Annotated in this window: 15 protein-coding genes; 7 read left to right on the forward strand and 8 right to left on the reverse strand. The window is 63.1% G+C overall.

Annotation, left to right across the window (positions count from 1 at the left end; translation table 11 throughout):
• Positions 1-43: 43 nt before the first annotated feature.
• Genes holA through leuS form a run of 3 tightly spaced genes read right to left on the reverse strand, consistent with a single transcriptional unit; the run spans position 44 to position 4,304 of the window.
• Positions 44-1,063, reverse strand: coding sequence for a DNA polymerase III subunit delta (gene holA / locus GWL_RS00460; protein WP_008325447.1), 1,020 nt, complete (start codon positions 1,061-1,063; stop codon positions 44-46).
• Positions 1,064-1,081: 18 nt separating this feature from the next.
• Positions 1,082-1,627 (reverse strand): LPS assembly lipoprotein LptE, encoded by a 546-nt coding sequence (gene lptE, locus GWL_RS00465; RefSeq protein WP_008325454.1) that lies wholly within the window; start codon positions 1,625-1,627, stop codon positions 1,082-1,084.
• 28 nt (positions 1,628-1,655) lie between these two features.
• Positions 1,656-4,304 carry a leucine--tRNA ligase gene (leuS, locus tag GWL_RS00470; protein ID WP_008325456.1) on the reverse strand — a complete coding sequence of 883 codons (2,649 nt, stop codon included), beginning with the start codon at positions 4,302-4,304 and terminating at the stop codon, positions 1,656-1,658.
• 523 nt (positions 4,305-4,827) lie between these two features.
• On the opposite strand from leuS, the gene GWL_RS00475 reads away from it, so the two are divergent.
• The 6 genes from GWL_RS00475 (at position 4,828) to GWL_RS00500 (ending at position 10,584) form a co-directional block, all read left to right on the forward strand.
• Complete coding sequence (locus GWL_RS00475) at positions 4,828-5,913, forward strand: LacI family DNA-binding transcriptional regulator (protein WP_008325460.1); 1,086 nt, start codon at positions 4,828-4,830, stop codon at positions 5,911-5,913.
• A gap of 61 nt (positions 5,914-5,974) precedes the next feature.
• Complete coding sequence (locus tag GWL_RS00480; RefSeq protein WP_008325461.1) at positions 5,975-6,982, forward strand: ABC transporter substrate-binding protein; 1,008 nt, start codon at positions 5,975-5,977, stop codon at positions 6,980-6,982.
• Positions 6,983-7,003: 21 nt separating this feature from the next.
• The gene (locus GWL_RS00485; protein WP_008325462.1) at positions 7,004-7,861 is read left to right on the forward strand and encodes an ABC transporter permease; all 858 of its coding nucleotides are present in this window, start codon (positions 7,004-7,006) and stop codon (positions 7,859-7,861) included.
• A gap of 10 nt (positions 7,862-7,871) precedes the next feature.
• Positions 7,872-8,675, forward strand: a complete 804-nt coding sequence (locus GWL_RS00490) for an ABC transporter permease (RefSeq protein WP_008325465.1) — start codon at positions 7,872-7,874, stop codon at positions 8,673-8,675.
• On the forward strand, positions 8,672-9,766 hold the full coding sequence (locus GWL_RS00495; protein WP_008325467.1) for an ABC transporter ATP-binding protein: 1,095 nt from the start codon (positions 8,672-8,674) through the stop codon (positions 9,764-9,766). The genes GWL_RS00490 and GWL_RS00495 overlap by 4 nt, the downstream gene beginning before the upstream one ends.
• Positions 9,763-10,584 carry a phosphodiesterase gene (locus GWL_RS00500; protein ID WP_008325470.1) on the forward strand — a complete coding sequence of 274 codons (822 nt, stop codon included), beginning with the start codon at positions 9,763-9,765 and terminating at the stop codon, positions 10,582-10,584. The genes GWL_RS00495 and GWL_RS00500 overlap by 4 nt, the downstream gene beginning before the upstream one ends.
• A gap of 63 nt (positions 10,585-10,647) precedes the next feature.
• Here the strand turns inward: GWL_RS00500 and GWL_RS00505 are convergent, their stop codons facing one another.
• The 5 genes from GWL_RS00505 to GWL_RS00525 all read right to left on the reverse strand — a co-directional run bounded on the left by GWL_RS00505 (position 10,648) and on the right by GWL_RS00525 (position 13,708).
• On the reverse strand, positions 10,648-10,974 hold the full coding sequence (locus GWL_RS00505; protein ID WP_008325472.1) for a barstar family protein: 327 nt from the start codon (positions 10,972-10,974) through the stop codon (positions 10,648-10,650).
• Between the two features lie 12 nt (positions 10,975-10,986).
• Positions 10,987-11,430 carry a biopolymer transporter ExbD gene (locus tag GWL_RS00510; RefSeq protein ID WP_008325474.1) on the reverse strand — a complete coding sequence of 148 codons (444 nt, stop codon included), beginning with the start codon at positions 11,428-11,430 and terminating at the stop codon, positions 10,987-10,989.
• A 33-nt stretch (positions 11,431-11,463) separates the two neighbouring features.
• A complete protein-coding gene (locus GWL_RS00515) occupies positions 11,464-12,159 on the reverse strand; it encodes a MotA/TolQ/ExbB proton channel family protein (RefSeq protein WP_008325475.1) in 696 nt (231 codons plus the stop codon).
• A 157-nt stretch (positions 12,160-12,316) separates the two neighbouring features.
• Positions 12,317-13,123 carry a 4-hydroxy-tetrahydrodipicolinate reductase gene (gene dapB / locus GWL_RS00520; protein ID WP_008325477.1) on the reverse strand — a complete coding sequence of 269 codons (807 nt, stop codon included), beginning with the start codon at positions 13,121-13,123 and terminating at the stop codon, positions 12,317-12,319.
• A 36-nt stretch (positions 13,124-13,159) separates the two neighbouring features.
• The gene (locus GWL_RS00525) at positions 13,160-13,708 is read right to left on the reverse strand and encodes an outer membrane protein assembly factor BamE (protein WP_008325478.1); all 549 of its coding nucleotides are present in this window, start codon (positions 13,706-13,708) and stop codon (positions 13,160-13,162) included.
• A 212-nt stretch (positions 13,709-13,920) separates the two neighbouring features.
• Between GWL_RS00525 and fur the strand changes: the two genes are divergently transcribed.
• Positions 13,921-14,346, forward strand: a complete 426-nt coding sequence (fur, locus tag GWL_RS00530) for a ferric iron uptake transcriptional regulator (RefSeq protein WP_008325479.1) — start codon at positions 13,921-13,923, stop codon at positions 14,344-14,346.
• Positions 14,347-14,363 lie beyond the last annotated feature (17 nt).

Consider the following 14,363-nt stretch of genomic DNA (forward strand, 5'->3'; position numbering starts at 1 on the left):
TTTCTCCGGGGCGCGCTGCGCGTCGGGTTCAATGCGGGTGATGTCAGTGTCCGCGTGCCAGTTTCAGTCCCAGCTGCAGCAAGGCGTCCCACGGGTCGCCGGCAAAGCTGCGGGCGCGCAGGCCCTTGACCATCCGGTCCACCAGGGCGGCTTCCTGCAGGGCCTGTTCCAGCGCGCCCAGGCTGATGCGGCGCAGGGCCGGTTCCATCAGGCGTTCGCGCGGGCCCCAGATGCGGTATTCCTTCAACAGTGCCCCCACCGGCTTGCCCTGGGCCATGCCGGACTTGAGCTTGAGCAGGGTGCGGATTTCTTCGGTGACGGCCCACAGCACCAGCGGCAGGGCCTCGCCTTCGCCCTTGAGGCCCTCCATCATGCGCGTCAGGCGCGCAATGTCGCCGGAGAGCATGGCTTCGTTGAGCTTGAAGACATCGTAACGTGCCACGTTGAGCACCGCATCCTGCACCTGGTCGAAACCGAGCTGGCCGGGCGGATGCAGCAGGGCCAGCTTCTGGATCTCCTGGTGTGCGGCCAGCAGGTTGCCTTCCACGCGGTCGGCGATGAAGTCCAGGCAGGCCCGGTCTGCGCTCTGCTGCTGGGCGGCCAGCCGGTTGCCGATCCAGCCTGGCAACTGGGCGCGTTCCACCAGCGGGATGTCGATGTAGACCGCCGCCTGTTGGAGCGCGCCGACCCAGGCCGCCTTCTGCGTGGCCCAGTCCAGCTTGGGCAGGCTGATGATGGTGAGATTGTCGGGCGACAGATTGGCCGCGTAATCCTGCAGCGCCTGGCCGCCATCCTTGCCGGGCTTGCCGGTGGGGATGCGCAGCTCGATGAGCTTCTTGTCGCCGAACAGCGATTGCGACTGGTTCGCCGCCAGCAGTTCGCCCCACTTGAAGCTGCGCTCCACTACCAGCACCTCGCGCTCGGTATAACCGTTGGCGCGGGCGCTGCGGCGGATCTTGTCAGCCGCTTCCAGGGCCAGCAGGTGCTCGTCACTGGCGATCACATAGAGTGAGGCCAGCGATTTGCCGAGATGGGCGTCCAGGGAGTCGTGGCGCAGCTGCATGGTGATCCCGTGCGCCGGTCAGGAATCCGCACCGGCCGCAGCCTTCTCGTTGCGGATGGCCGTCTTGGAGGCCGACAGGCGTCGCAGGATCTGCTGCACCAGGTCGGACTGCATGTCGCGGTAGAGCAGGGCTTCTTCGGCCTGCTTGGCCAGTTCCTGGTTCTCGTCATAGGTGATGACGCGACGCAGGGTGATGGCCGTGGGAGGGATCACGAGCACGCCCTTGGCATCGGTGACCGAGAAGGTGAAGCGCTGGAACAGCGCGTATTCACGCACGCGGCCATCGGTGTTCAAGGTCAGTACCTGGCGGTCGCGGGTATCGGTCAGCACCTTCAGGTTGGCTTCAGCCTCCTTGGGTTCGCTCACCACCCTGGCACCGCTGGCCTCGATGTTGCGCTTGAGTTCCACCCCGACCACCGAGTTGGGCGTGAAGCCCAGGTAGATGGTCTTGAAGGGCAGGTCGGCGGCGCCGCGCAGATGGAAACCGCAGGCCGTGAGCATCACGGCCGCGGCCACCAGCAGCAGCCATTGCGAGAAACGCTTGATTTGGACTTGAGCGTGCATGGAGTTCCGTCGTTGAGGTTGGGCCGGATCAGGCAACGATGTTGACCAGCTTGCCCGGCACCACGATCACCTTCTTCGGTGCGCCGGTCAGGAATTTCTTGACGTCTTCATTGGCCAGCGCAGCCGCTTCGATGGCGGCCTTGTCGGCATCCTTGGGGACGGTGACTTCACCGCGCAGCTTGCCGTTGACCTGCACTACCAGCTTCAGCTCGCTCTGCTCCAGCGCCGCCGCATCGACCTGCGGCCAGGCCGCATCGAGGATGTCGCCCTGTGCCTTGGCATAGCCCAGTTCCTGCCACAGCACATGGGTGATGTGCGGGGCCACCGGATTCAAGACGCGCAGGAAGATCGAGAAGCATTCGGCAATCACCGCATCACCCGCGGCGCCGGCAGCCGGCTTGGCCGCTTCGAGCGTGTTGAGCATCTTCATGCAGGCCGAAACCACGGTGTTGTACTGAATGCGCTTGAAGTCGTTGTCAGCTTGCTGCAGGACCTTGTGCACTTCGCGGCGCAGGGTCTTCAGGCCATCATCGAGCTGGGCTGCATCGACCGCACCGGCAGCGGTGATGCGCGCGGCGTTGTTGTAGCCGAAGGCCCACACGCGGCGCAGGAAGCGGTTGGCGCCTTCCACGCCGGCACCGGACCATTCCAGGGTCTGCTCCGGCGGCGAGGCAAACATGGTGAACAGGCGGGCCGTGTCGGCACCGTACTGGTCGATCTGCGCTTGCGGGTCGATGCCGTTGTTCTTGGACTTGGACATCTTCTCGGTGCCGCCGATCATCACCGGCTGGCCGTCTTCCTTCAACACGGCCGAGACCGGACGGCCCTTGTCGTCGAAGGACAGGTCGACGTCGGCCGGGTTGTACCAGGTCTTCTTGCCAGCAGCGTCTTCGCGATAGTAGGTCTCGTTCAAGACCATGCCTTGCGTCAACAGGTTGGTGAAGGGCTCATCGAACTTGACCAGGCCGAAGTCGCGCATGACCTTGGTCCAGAAGCGCGCATACAGCAGGTGCAGCACGGCGTGTTCGATGCCGCCGATGTACTGGTCCATGGGCATCCAGTAATCGTTGCGGGAGTCCACCATCGCATCGTTGCTGCCCGGCGAGGTATAGCGCATGTAGTACCAGGACGAATCCACGAAGGTGTCCATGGTGTCGGTTTCGCGACGGGCCGGCTTGCCGCAGCAGGGGCAGTCGACCTTGAGGAATTGCTCATGCTTGTTGAGCGGATTGCCGCTGCCGTCGGGCACGCAGTCTTCCGGCAGCACCACCGGCAGGTCTTTCTCGGGCACGGGGACATCGCCGCAATCCGGGCAGTGGATGATGGGGATGGGGGTGCCCCAGTAGCGCTGGCGCGAGATGCCCCAGTCGCGCAGGCGGAAAGTCACCTTCTTCTCGCCCAGACCCTGTGCGGCCAGATCGGCGGCCACTGCATCGACGGCGGCCTGATAGCCCAGGCCATCGTACTTGCCCGAAGCGATGGTCTTGCCGGCTTCCCTGTCGCCATACCATTCTTCCCAGGCTTCGGTGGAGTAGGTCTTGCCTTCCACGGCGATGACCTGCTTGATCGGCAGATCGTACTTGCGGGCGAAGGCAAAGTCGCGCTCGTCATGCGCCGGCACGCCCATCACGGCGCCGTCGCCGTAGGTGATGAGCACATAGTTGCCGACCCAGACTTCGACCTGCTCACCGGTCAGCGGATGGGTCACGTACAGGCCCGTGGGCATGCCCTTCTTTTCCATCGTCGCCATGTCGGCTTCGATGACGCTGCCTTGCTTGCACTCGGCGATGAAGGCTTGCAGGGCCGGATTGCTTTCTGCGGCGAGCGTGGCCAGCGGGTGTTCCGGGGCGACGGCGCAGAAGGTCACGCCCATGATGGTGTCGGCGCGGGTGGTGAAGACGAACAGCTTGCCGTCGTTGATGAGCTGGCCGTCCGCGCCCTTGATCTGGTGCGGGAAGGCAAAGCGCACGCCGGTGGACTTGCCGATCCAGTTGGCCTGCATCAGGCGCACGCGCTCGGGCCAGCCGGGCAGCCTGGTCTCGACGTGTTCCAGCAGTTCGTCGGCGTAGTCGGTGATCTTGGCGTAGTACATCGGGATCTCGCGCTTTTCGATCACGGCACCCGAGCGCCAGCCGCGGCCATCGATGACCTGTTCGTTGGCCAGCACGGTCTGGTCGATCGGATCCCAGTTCACGGTGCCGGTCTTCTTGTAGATGATGCCCTTCTCCAGCATCTTCAGGAACATCCACTGGTTCCACTTGTAGTACTCGGGACGGCAGGCCGTCATCTCGCGCGACCAGTCGATGGCCAGGCCCATGGACTGCATCTGCGACTTCATATATTCAATATTGGAATAAGTCCACTGCGCCGGCGGCACGCCATTGGCCATGGCGGCGTTTTCGGCGGGCATGCCGAAGGCATCCCAGCCCATGGGCATCAGGACGTTGTAACCGTTCATGCGCAGGTAGCGATACATCACATCATTGATGGTGTAGTTGCGCACGTGGCCCATGTGCAGCTTGCCGGAGGGATAGGGCAGCATCGAGCAGGCGTAGAACTTCTTCTTGTCGCGACCTTCCTTGTCGCGGGCGTTTTCGACGGTCTTGTAGGCGTCGATGGCGTTCCAGTGCTGCTGTGCGGACTGTTCGACTTCGGCTGGGCTGTATTTATCTTGCATGACGGGCTGATACGGATGGAATTCGGTTGGGAGGGGATTGCAATTCGAAACCCTGCATTATACCGGCTCGCCGCCCCGGCGCGGCATTCCGGCCCGCCTTGGCCGACCGTCGACCCGCCTGCCCGAAAAAAAACCCGCCTCGGTAAAGAGGCGGGCCAAGACCCCTGTGCCTGAGCAGTGTGGCAACAGGGATAGCAGCTACACGGTTCCCGCCTACGAGGGGGCGACGGACTGGGTCGGTGTTGCTGGCCAGCATGGGAGCTGGCATGGCGTATGAAACCATCGACAGCCGCCGAGTGGTGTGTTCTCGAAAGTATTCTTGTTAATTCTCGAAAAATTGTGAAAAAGCAATTTTTTATTCGGGTTTGGGAGAATTTGGCCGCGTCGCTTGTCCTTCAATTGAAAGTCTCCCGGACCAGGCAGTTATGAATTTTTCGTTCACATCTCGTAGGCTTTGGTGGTCATGAGGGCGTAACAATCGGGCGGCATCATGAAATCGTTTTCATTTGCCCCGGAAACCCCCGTGCGTCCGTCCATCAAACAAGTTGCCCATCTGGCTGGCGTCTCCATTGCCACCGTCTCGCGCCTGCTCAACAAGCCAGGCTCGGTCAGTGCGGAAACCGCCGAGAAGATCCATCGCAGCATCGCCGAGCTGGGCTTTCGTCCCAATTTCACCGGGCGCAACCTGCGCGCCGGCAATTCGCGCACGGTCGGGGTGGTGGTGCCGACCCTGTCCAACACGGTCTTCGCCCAGTGCCTGCAAGGTATCGAGCTGGCAGCGCGGGCGCTGGACTATTCGGTCATGTTCACCACCACCGAATACCTGCCGGAAGACGAATCGGCCGCAGTCGAACTGCTGCTCGGACATCGCGTCGATGGCGTGATCCTGACGGTGGCCGATGCCGGCGCCAATGCCACGCTGGACCTGCTGGAACGCGAACGCATTCCCTTCGTGCTGGCCTACAACCAACTGGCCGCCACCGGTGCGGCCAGCCACCGCGCTTCAGTTTCGGTAGACAACCGCGTCGCTGCCTGCGATGCCGTCAGCCACCTGATCGCGCTGGGGCATCGCCGCATCCAGATGCTCTCGGGGCGCTTCAATGCCTCCGATCGCGCCATGCAGCGCCATAGCGGCTATCTCGATGCCATGCAGGCCGCAGGTCTCACGCCGCTGCCGGCCATCGAGGTCGAGCGCCATACGCTCACGGCCGCCACCGACTATCAGCAGATGATGGCCGATCCGCTGCACCGTCCCACGGCCCTGTTCTGTTCCAACGACCTGCTGGCCCTGAGTGCCATGCGCGACCTGCGCGCGCTGGGCTTGCAGGTGCCGGGCGATATCTCGGTGATGGGTTTCGACGGCATTCCCGTGGGGGCCCTCATCGAGCCGGTGCTGGCCAGCGTGGTTCAACCTTCGGAGCAGATTGGCGATGTCGCCCTGCGCACCCTGGTCGAGGCCATCGAGCGTGCGGTGCCTGCGGCGGCCGTGGCTGCCGCCGGGGAGGGGCCCGCCATCAGCACTGCCGCCACCGACGCCGTGCGCCACATCCTCCCGCACGTCCTGCGCGCGGGCGGGTCGGTGGCGCCGCCTGCACCGCTTTCGTCGTGATGTATCCGCAATGGCTCATTCGTTGTCCCCTCGTTGTTCAACCTCTAGGAAAGGATCTGACATGTTCCTGAAACGTGTTATTCAAACCGCTGCCGGCGCGCTGTTGCTGTCGGCTTCCCTGGCTGCATCGGCCCAGACCGCGATCTGCTACAACTGTCCGCCCGAGTGGGCCGACTGGGCCGCGCAGATCAAGGCCATCAAGGACAAGACCGGCATCACCGTGCCGCCCGACAACAAGAACAGCGGCCAGGCCCTGGCCCAGCTGACCGCCGAGAAAGCCAGTCCGGTGGCTGATTTCACCTACCTGGGCGTGTCCTTCGGCATTGAAGCGAAGAAAAAGGACCTGGTGGCCGCCTACAAGCCGGCGCACTGGGATGACATTCCCAACGGACTGAAGGATCCTGACGGTTACTGGGTCACCATCCACTCCGGCACCCTGGGCATCATGGTCAACGTCGATGCCTTGAAGGGCAAGCCCGTGCCCAAGTCCTGGGCCGACCTGCAGAAGCCCGAATACAAGGGCCTGATCGGCTACCTCGACCCGGCCTCGGCCTTCGTCGGTTATGTCGGCGCGGTGGCCATCAACCAGGCCATGGGCGGCACGCTGGACGATTTCTCGCCGGCCATCACCTACTTCAAGAACCTGCAGAAGAACCAGCCCATCGTCCCCAAGCAGACTTCCTACGCGCGTCTGATCTCGGGCGAGATTCCCATCCTGCTGGGCTATGACTTCGACGCCTATCGCGCCAAGTACAAGGACCACGCCAACGTGGCCTTCGTGATCCCCACCGAAGGGACCGTCACCGTGCCCTACGTGGTCTCGCTGGTGAAGAACGGTCCGCACCAGGCCGACGCCAAGAAGGTGCTGGACTTCCTGCTGTCCGACCAGGGCCAGGCCATCTGGGCCAATGCCTACCTGCGTCCGGTGCGTGCCTCGGCCATGTCCAAGGAAGCTCAAGCGCGCTTCCTGCCGGCTGCTGAATACGCCCGTGCCAAGTCGGTGGACTACGGCAAGATGGCCGAAGCCCAGCGCAAGTTCGGCGAGCGTTACCTGGCCGAAGTGCGTTGAATGCAGACCGCAGGAGCAAGCATGAAAAGCATGATCCCCTCCGTCTCCGGTGCGCGCCCTCGGACCGCAGGCAACGGCGTGTGGCTGTGGTTCGCCCTGCCCGGGTTGACGATCTTCTGCGCCTTCTGGCTGCTGCCCATGGTGCGGCTGGTCGGCGTGGGCGCCTCGGGACCGGAGGGGGCGATGGCCTATCTGGCGGTGCTGACCAACCGTCATTACTTCACCAGCCTGGTCTCCACGCTGTTGTTGTCGGCGGTGGTGACGGCTGCCACGCTGGCCATCTCGGTGTTCGTGGGCTTGTTCCTGCAACGCAATCGCTTTCCCGGCCAGTCGCTGTTGCTGGCCATGCTGACCTTCCCGCTGGCGTTTCCCGGCGTGGTGGTCGGCTTCATGGTCATCATGCTGGCCGGGCGCCAGGGTCTGATCGGTTCACTGACCAACTGGCTCTTCGGTGAATCGTTGGTGTTTGCGTATTCGCTGGCGGGGCTGTTTCTGGGGTATCTGTATTTCTCGATTCCTCGTGTGATCCTGACCGTCGTGGCCGCCGCCGAAAAGCTCGACCCGTCGCTGGAAGAAGCGGCGCGCTCGCTGGGCGCCAGGCCCTGGCAGGTGCTGCTGCACGTGGTGCTGCCGGCACTGCTGCCGGCGCTGATCTCGTCGGGTGCGATCTGTTTTGCCACCAGCGTCGGTGCCTTCGGGACGGCTTTCACGCTGGCGGCCAATATCGATGTACTGCCCATGACCATCTACAACGAATTTACCGGCTACGCCAACTTTGCCACGGCCGCTTCGCTGTCCATCGTGCTGGGGCTGTTCACCTGGGCCGTGCTGGCGCTGGCGCGTTCGCTCACCGGCAGCGGCGTTGCGGCGGCGGCATAAGGAAGAGGCCATGCAGAATCGTTTCCGTTTTTATCTTCAGTTGGCCTTCACGCTGCTGGTCTGCGCCTTCCTGGTGGTGCCGGTGGTGCTGTCGATGCTGGCCGGTGTGACCGAGAATTTCTTCGTCGGTTTGTCCAGCGGGCTCACGCTGCGCTGGGTAGCCCAGGTGTGGGACATGTACCAGCCCACCATCTGGCGCTCGCTCATCATCGCGCTGGCCTGCCTGGCGGTGACGCTGGTGGCGGGAGTGCCGCTGGCCTACATGCTGGCGCGCTATCGCGGTGGTCACAGTCGCCTGGCGCGCATCATCGAAGAATTGCTGATGATGCCGGTGGCTGTGCCCGGGCTGGCCACTGCGCTGGCGCTGATCATGGCCTATGGTCAGCTGCGCGAGTTCCGCGCCAGCATCTTCTTCATCCTGGTCGGCCATGTCATCTTCACGCTGCCCTTCATGGTGCGGCCGGTGCTGGCGGTGATGCAGTCCTCGCAGCTGGCGCAACTGGAAGAAGCCGCCGCCAGCCTCGGTGCCGGGCGCCTGCGTCGCTTCTTCGGCATCGTCATTCCCAATGCGGCCTCGGGCATTCTGGCCGGGGCGCTCATGGTCGTGACGCTGTCCATCGGCGAATTCAACATCACCTGGATGCTGCACACGCCGCTGACCCAGACTCTGCCGGTGGGTCTGGCCGATGCTTACGCATCGATGCGGCTGGAGGTGGGATCGGCCTATACGCTGATCTTCTTTTTCATGATCATTCCGCTCCTGATCGGCATGCAGTGGGCGACCCAGGCAACACGCAAGAAAGTCAGTCTATGAAGCCCAAGCAAGAAGCCGTTTCCATCCGCCTGCAGCAATGCGCCAAGTCCTTTTCCAACGGTACGCGTGCGCTGCAGCCGCTGGACCTTGATATCCATCCCGGTGAAACCCTGGTTCTGCTGGGGCCCTCGGGCTGCGGCAAGACCACCACGCTGCGCATGATCGCGGGGCTGGAGTTTCCCGATATGGGCGGGCAAGTCTTCTTCGGTGACGAAGACGTGACTGCCTTGCCGATTGAAAAGCGCGGTGTAGGCATGGTGTTCCAGAACTATGCGCTGTTTCCCAACATGAGCGTGGGCGAGAACATCGCCTATGGCATGAAGATCCGCAAGATCCCCGCCGGCGAACGCGCCGAGCAGGTGGAACGCCTGTTGGACATGGTGCATCTGCAGGGCCTGTCGCATCGCCGCGTGGACCAGCTCTCGGGCGGCCAGAAGCAGCGCGTGGCATTGGCGCGCGCACTGGCCATGGAGCCGCGCGTGCTGCTGCTGGACGAACCGCTGACCGCTCTGGACGCCAAGCTGCGCGAAGCCGTGCGCAGCGATCTCAACAAGCTGCTGCGTGGTCTGGGCATCACCGCCATCTACGTCACCCACGACCAGGGCGAGGCCATGGCGCTGGGAGACCGCATCGTGGTCATGGAACGTGGCAGGATCTCGCAGATCGGCACGCCGCGTGAAATCTACTATCATCCGGCCAATGACTTCGTGGCCGATTTCATCGGCGCGATGAATCGCGTGCAAGGTATCGTTTCAGGAGATAGATTGTTGTTGCCCAGCGGAAGCCTGCCGCTGCTGGAGCAGCTCGATGCGGCACAACAAGGGCAGCAGGCCTGCGCGTTGTTCCGTCCCGAAGATGTCGAGGTAGTGGATGTCACCGAAGCCGATGCCCAGTGCGTGCGCGGCAAGTTGCTCAACATCTTTTTCCTCGGCGACCGCAGCCGTTTTGAAATCGAGATCGGCACCGAGCGTCCCGTCATCGCCGAGACCAGCCGCCGTGGCTGGTGGGAGGCCGGGCAGCAGATCGCCATTCGCGTGCCCGCCGAGGCACTGGTGAAACTGGCGCCGCGCGCCGAGAAGGAGAGCGCATGATCCTGGGTCAGATTTCCGACCTGCACATCAAGACCGATGGCAAGAAATCCTATCGCGTGGTGGATACCGCCGAGGCCTTGCGTCGCTGCGTGCGGCAGGTCAATGCACTGAAGCAGAAGCCGGATGTGCTGGTCATCACCGGCGATCTGGTGGACTTTGGCAAGCCCGCCGAATATGCCTGCCTGCGTCAATTGCTGGCACCGCTGACCATGCCCTACTACCTGTTGCCGGGCAACCATGACGAGCGCCGTGCGCTGCGTACCGCGTTTGCCGACCATGCCTACCTGCAGCAGGGGGGCGAGCGCATCGAGTATGTGATCGAGCAGTATCCGGTGCGCATCATTGCGCTCGATACCGTGATCCCGCGTGCCAGCGGTGGCGAACTGGCTGCCTCCAGCCTGCTGTGGCTGGATGAGGTGCTGGCGCAGCAGCCGCAGCGTCCGACCGTGATTGCCATGCACCACCCGCCCTTTACCACCGGCATCGGACACATGGATGACATGGGGCTGGTCAATCCGCAGGCGCTCGAAGCGGTGGTACGCAAGCATCCGCAGGTCGAGCGCATCCTGTGCGGGCACCTGCATCGCTCCATCCAGCGCCGCTTTGGCGGGACGCTGGCGACGACTTGTCCGGGGGTGTCGCATCAGGTGCAACTGGATCTGGATGCACAGGCACCGTCCTGCTTCGTGATGGAGCCGCCGGGTTTCCAGTTGCACTGGTGGGATGCGGCGGCGGCGAGTCTGGTCAGCCATACGGCCTTCATCGGGGAATTCGATGGGCCGTATCCGTTTTATGATGGGGATGAGTTGATCGATTGATCTGTGCAATAGATCAATCGGGGCCGCCGCAGCGATGGCGGCGATGAATGGAAGTAGGGGATATCACTTCCAGACCAGCGCAATCACCGGCGGCTCGCCATAATCCTCGCAACGGTCATTGATGGCCGTGCAGCAGAATTCCACATCTTCCACCAGATCTGGCAGGCGCTGGTGCAGGTCGGCGCTGTGGCTGATCTCGATGGTCAGCACTTCCTTGGGTTTGAGCCTGAACTTGCACATGCCGTCGTCATCGCGCAGATAGGACAGGCAATCGACCCAGGCATCCATGCTGCGGCCATAGAAATCCGGGAAGCCGAAGGCTTGCGCGCTTTCGGTGTGGAAGCTCTCCCAGTCGGTGATGCGGTCGCCCGCCAGTTGTACGGTGGCCATGCCTGCTCTCTTTCAGTTTGCTTTCTTCTCGCGCTTGCCGCCGTCCTTGGGATCGGTGACGAAGCCCAGCTTGGTCAGCCCCGCACCCTGCGCGGCTGACATCACTTCAGCGATCATTTCATAACGGGTCGACTTGTCGGCACGCAACTGCAGCTCGGGCTGCGGCTTCTTGGCCGCAGCCGTGGCCAGGCGCGCATCCATGTCCTCTGCGCTGACCGGCTGGTCGTCCCAGTACAGCTTGCCGGCGGCATCGATGCCCAGGGTGATGGTCTCCGGTTTTTCCGGGGCCGGGCTGGACTGCGCGGTGGGCAGGTCCAGCTTCAGGGCGTGGGTGAACATGGGTGCGGTGATGATGAAGATCACCAGCAGCACCAGCATCACGTCCACCATCGGGGTGACGTTGATGTCGGCCATCGGGCCCGAGTTGTGGTTGTCGTTGAATCCGCCGAAACTCATGATGGACTCCTCTCAAAGGTCGTGTCGAAGAAATTATTTACGCATGCCGCCGACGCGCTCGCCGGTGGTCAGATACGCATGCAGGTCGTGCGCGAAGCCATCCAGTTCGGCCAGCACCACGCGATTGATGCGGGTGAAGGCGTTGTAGGCCAGCACGGCGGGGATGGCCACCAACAGGCCCAGCGCGGTCATGATCAGCGCCTCGCCCACGGGACCGGCCACCTTGTCGATCTGCACCGTGCCGCTGGCCGAGACCGCCACCAGCGCATGGTAGATACCCCAGACGGTGCCAAACAGACCGACGAAGGGGGCCGTGGAGCCGACCGAGGCCAGCAGGGTGAGGCCGCGTTCCAGGCGCGCCGAGACCCGGTTGATTTCGCGACGCAGGGTGCGCGTGATCAGTTCACCCGGATCGGTGGCGGCGTTGAGCGATGGCGTACCTTGCTGGCGGGTGCCGATGTCGGCGGCTTCGGCGGCGCGTTCGGCCATGGGGGTGTAGATCAGTTCGCTGTCCACGCGCTGCATGGCGGCGGTGGCATCGGCCAGGGTCGGTGCCTGCCAGAACTGTTCCAGCGCATTGCTGCCACGGCGGATGCGCCAGGCGGCCCAGGCCTTGGAGAGGATGTAGAACCAGCTGGCGATCGACATGAGCAACAGCAGATAGGCCACCGAGTGGGAAACGGCATCGCCTTGCGCCCAGTAGTGGGCAAATCCAATGTTCTGTTCCATGGTAGGTGCTTTCGGGAAAGACGCCGCGCTTGCGGCAGGGAGTCAATGACGGTGAAGTCCGGGGCAGTCGCTTGGAGCGGCCGGCCCCAAAAAAATTCGCTGCCGGACCTGGTGGGGCGCGGCAGCGTCGGGCATTTCCTGTGGTGGCGGGCCAGGCTTACTTGAAGCCCAGCACATCCTGCATGTCATACAGGCCGGTCTCTTTGTCGGCCAGGAAGCGCGCGGCGCGCAGGCTGCCCATGGCGTACGAGACGCGGCTGGACGACTTGTGCGAAATCTCGATGCGCTCGCCGATGCCGGCAAACAGCACCGTGTGATCGCCAATGATGTCGCCGCCGCGCACGGTGGCAAAGCCGATGGAGGACGGATCGCGTTCACCGGTGACGCCTTCGCGTGCATAAACCGCGACGTCGTCGAGCTTCTTGCCCAGCGCATCGGCGATGACTTCGCCCATCTTCAGCGCCGTGCCGGAAGGTGCATCGACCTTGTGGCGGTGATGGGCTTCGATGATCTCGATGTCGTAGCCGTGCGAGAAATTCTTGGCCGCCAGTTCCAGCAACTTCATGGTGACGTTGACGCCCACGCTCATGTTGGGGGCGGCCATGATGGCGGTGCGCTTGGCGAATTCGGCGATGGCCGCTTTGCCTTCGGCTTCGAAGCCGGTGGTGCCGATGACTACCTTCACGCCATGGGCGGCGCAGTATTCGAGGTGCTTGAGGGTGCCTTCCGGACGGGTGAAGTCGATCAGTACGTCAGCCCCGGCCAGGCCGCGTGCCAGGTCCGATTCAATGATCACGCCCGTGGTTTTGCCCAGGAACAGGCCGGCATCGGTGCCGATGGCCGCTGAGGTGGGCGTATCGAGGGCGCCGGAGAGCTTGAGATCCTCGGCGTTGAGGATGGCTTCGATCAGCATGCGGCCCATGCGCCCGGAGGCGCCGGTCACCGCGATATTCAATGCAGTCATGTGAAACTCGGAAGAAGGAAGTGCAGGAGACAGGGCTTACTTGTTGGTGGCCGAGGAAGGCGCCACCGGCGAGGCCGGCTTGATCTCGCTCTCATCCTTGGGTTTGTCAGTGAAGCTGGCCTTGGAACCGACCTTGGCATCGGTGATCAGGGTCAGGTATTCACTCTCGGTGGGCAGGTTCTGGCCGCCTTCGACGTGATCCAGCAGGTCATCCTTGAAGAACACCGAGACGCGGCTGGTCATGATCTCGCCATTGCCCTTGGCCAGGCGGAAGTCGTAATCCCAGCGGTTGCTGTGGAACATGTCGGTCAGCAGCGGCGTACCCAGCACGAAGCGCACCTGGTCGCGGGTCAGGCCCGGGCGCAGTTGCGCCACCATTTCCTTGGAGACGAAGTTGCCCTGCTGGATGTCGATGCGATAGGGCTTGAGGAAGCCGAACAGGCTGTTGCTCTTGCCGGTCACCTTCACGCCCGAGGTATCGGTGGGCGCCGCCTGTTCCGGCGCCTTGGTCGAGGAACAGCCGGCCAGCGTGACGGCCAGTGCGGCCAACAGGCCGAGGGCAGCGGTGTGATGACGGGACTTCATTCGGGAAAGCATGCGCATAAAGATTTCAACCGGGTTGAGCCATGAGCCTAAAGCACTATATGATAAGCTAGAACTTACTTCTTAAATAGGCATGAGTGCGTTCCGGGTGTAAAAGGGCGTTCCCCACCGCCCCGCCGGAACGGTCCGCCAGGTCTTCCCAGTGGACCGCCGCGCCTGTTCGAGACCAGTAAACCCCGGGAACCCACTCTACCATGCCGAACAATCCATCCGAACTGAAGGCCAGCGGCCTGAAGGCGACCCTGCCGCGCCTGAAGATCCTTGAGATCTTCCAGAACACTTCGGTGCGCCACCTCAGCGCCGAAGACGTCTACAAACAATTGCTCTCCGACAACCTGGACGTGGGTCTGGCCACCGTGTACCGTGTGCTGACCCAGTTCGAGCAGGCCGGCCTGCTCCAGCGCAATCACTTCGAAACCGGCAAGGCCGTCTTCGAACTCAACGAAGGCTCGCACCACGATCACCTGGTCTGTCTGGATTGCGGCAAGGTCGAGGAATTCTTCGACGCCGAGATCGAAAAGCGCCAGATCAAGATTGCCCAGGAGCATGGTTTCGAGATCGCCGACCACGCCCTGGCCCTCTACGGTCATTGCAAAAACTGCAAGAAAGTGAAGAAATAAGCCCGCCATCGCTTCCT

Source organism: Herbaspirillum sp. GW103 (assembly GCF_000261365.1).
Taxonomy (GTDB): domain Bacteria; phylum Pseudomonadota; class Gammaproteobacteria; order Burkholderiales; family Burkholderiaceae_D; genus Herbaspirillum.

Excerpts from the sequence above, each read along its gene's own strand:
- dapB (WP_008325477.1), bottom strand. The coding sequence starts at position 13,123 with ATGACTGCATTGAATATCGCGGTGACCGGCGCCTCCGGGCGCATGGGC.
- leuS (WP_008325456.1), bottom strand. The coding sequence starts at position 4,304 with ATGCAAGATAAATACAGCCCAGCCGAAGTCGAACAGTCCGCACAGCAG.
- GWL_RS00505 (WP_008325472.1), bottom strand. The coding sequence starts at position 10,974 with ATGGCCACCGTACAACTGGCGGGCGACCGCATCACCGACTGGGAGAGC.
- holA (WP_008325447.1), bottom strand. The coding sequence starts at position 1,063 with ATGCAGCTGCGCCACGACTCCCTGGACGCCCATCTCGGCAAATCGCTG.
- GWL_RS00480 (WP_008325461.1), top strand. The coding sequence starts at position 5,975 with ATGTTCCTGAAACGTGTTATTCAAACCGCTGCCGGCGCGCTGTTGCTG.
- GWL_RS00485 (WP_008325462.1), top strand. The coding sequence starts at position 7,004 with ATGAAAAGCATGATCCCCTCCGTCTCCGGTGCGCGCCCTCGGACCGCA.
- lptE (WP_008325454.1), bottom strand. The coding sequence starts at position 1,627 with ATGCACGCTCAAGTCCAAATCAAGCGTTTCTCGCAATGGCTGCTGCTG.
- GWL_RS00525 (WP_008325478.1), bottom strand. The coding sequence starts at position 13,708 with ATGAAGTCCCGTCATCACACCGCTGCCCTCGGCCTGTTGGCCGCACTG.
- GWL_RS00495 (WP_008325467.1), top strand. The coding sequence starts at position 8,672 with ATGAAGCCCAAGCAAGAAGCCGTTTCCATCCGCCTGCAGCAATGCGCC.
- GWL_RS00510 (WP_008325474.1), bottom strand. The coding sequence starts at position 11,430 with ATGAGTTTCGGCGGATTCAACGACAACCACAACTCGGGCCCGATGGCC.
- fur (WP_008325479.1), top strand. The coding sequence starts at position 13,921 with ATGCCGAACAATCCATCCGAACTGAAGGCCAGCGGCCTGAAGGCGACC.
- GWL_RS00515 (WP_008325475.1), bottom strand. The coding sequence starts at position 12,159 with ATGGAACAGAACATTGGATTTGCCCACTACTGGGCGCAAGGCGATGCC.
- GWL_RS00490 (WP_008325465.1), top strand. The coding sequence starts at position 7,872 with ATGCAGAATCGTTTCCGTTTTTATCTTCAGTTGGCCTTCACGCTGCTG.
- GWL_RS00500 (WP_008325470.1), top strand. The coding sequence starts at position 9,763 with ATGATCCTGGGTCAGATTTCCGACCTGCACATCAAGACCGATGGCAAG.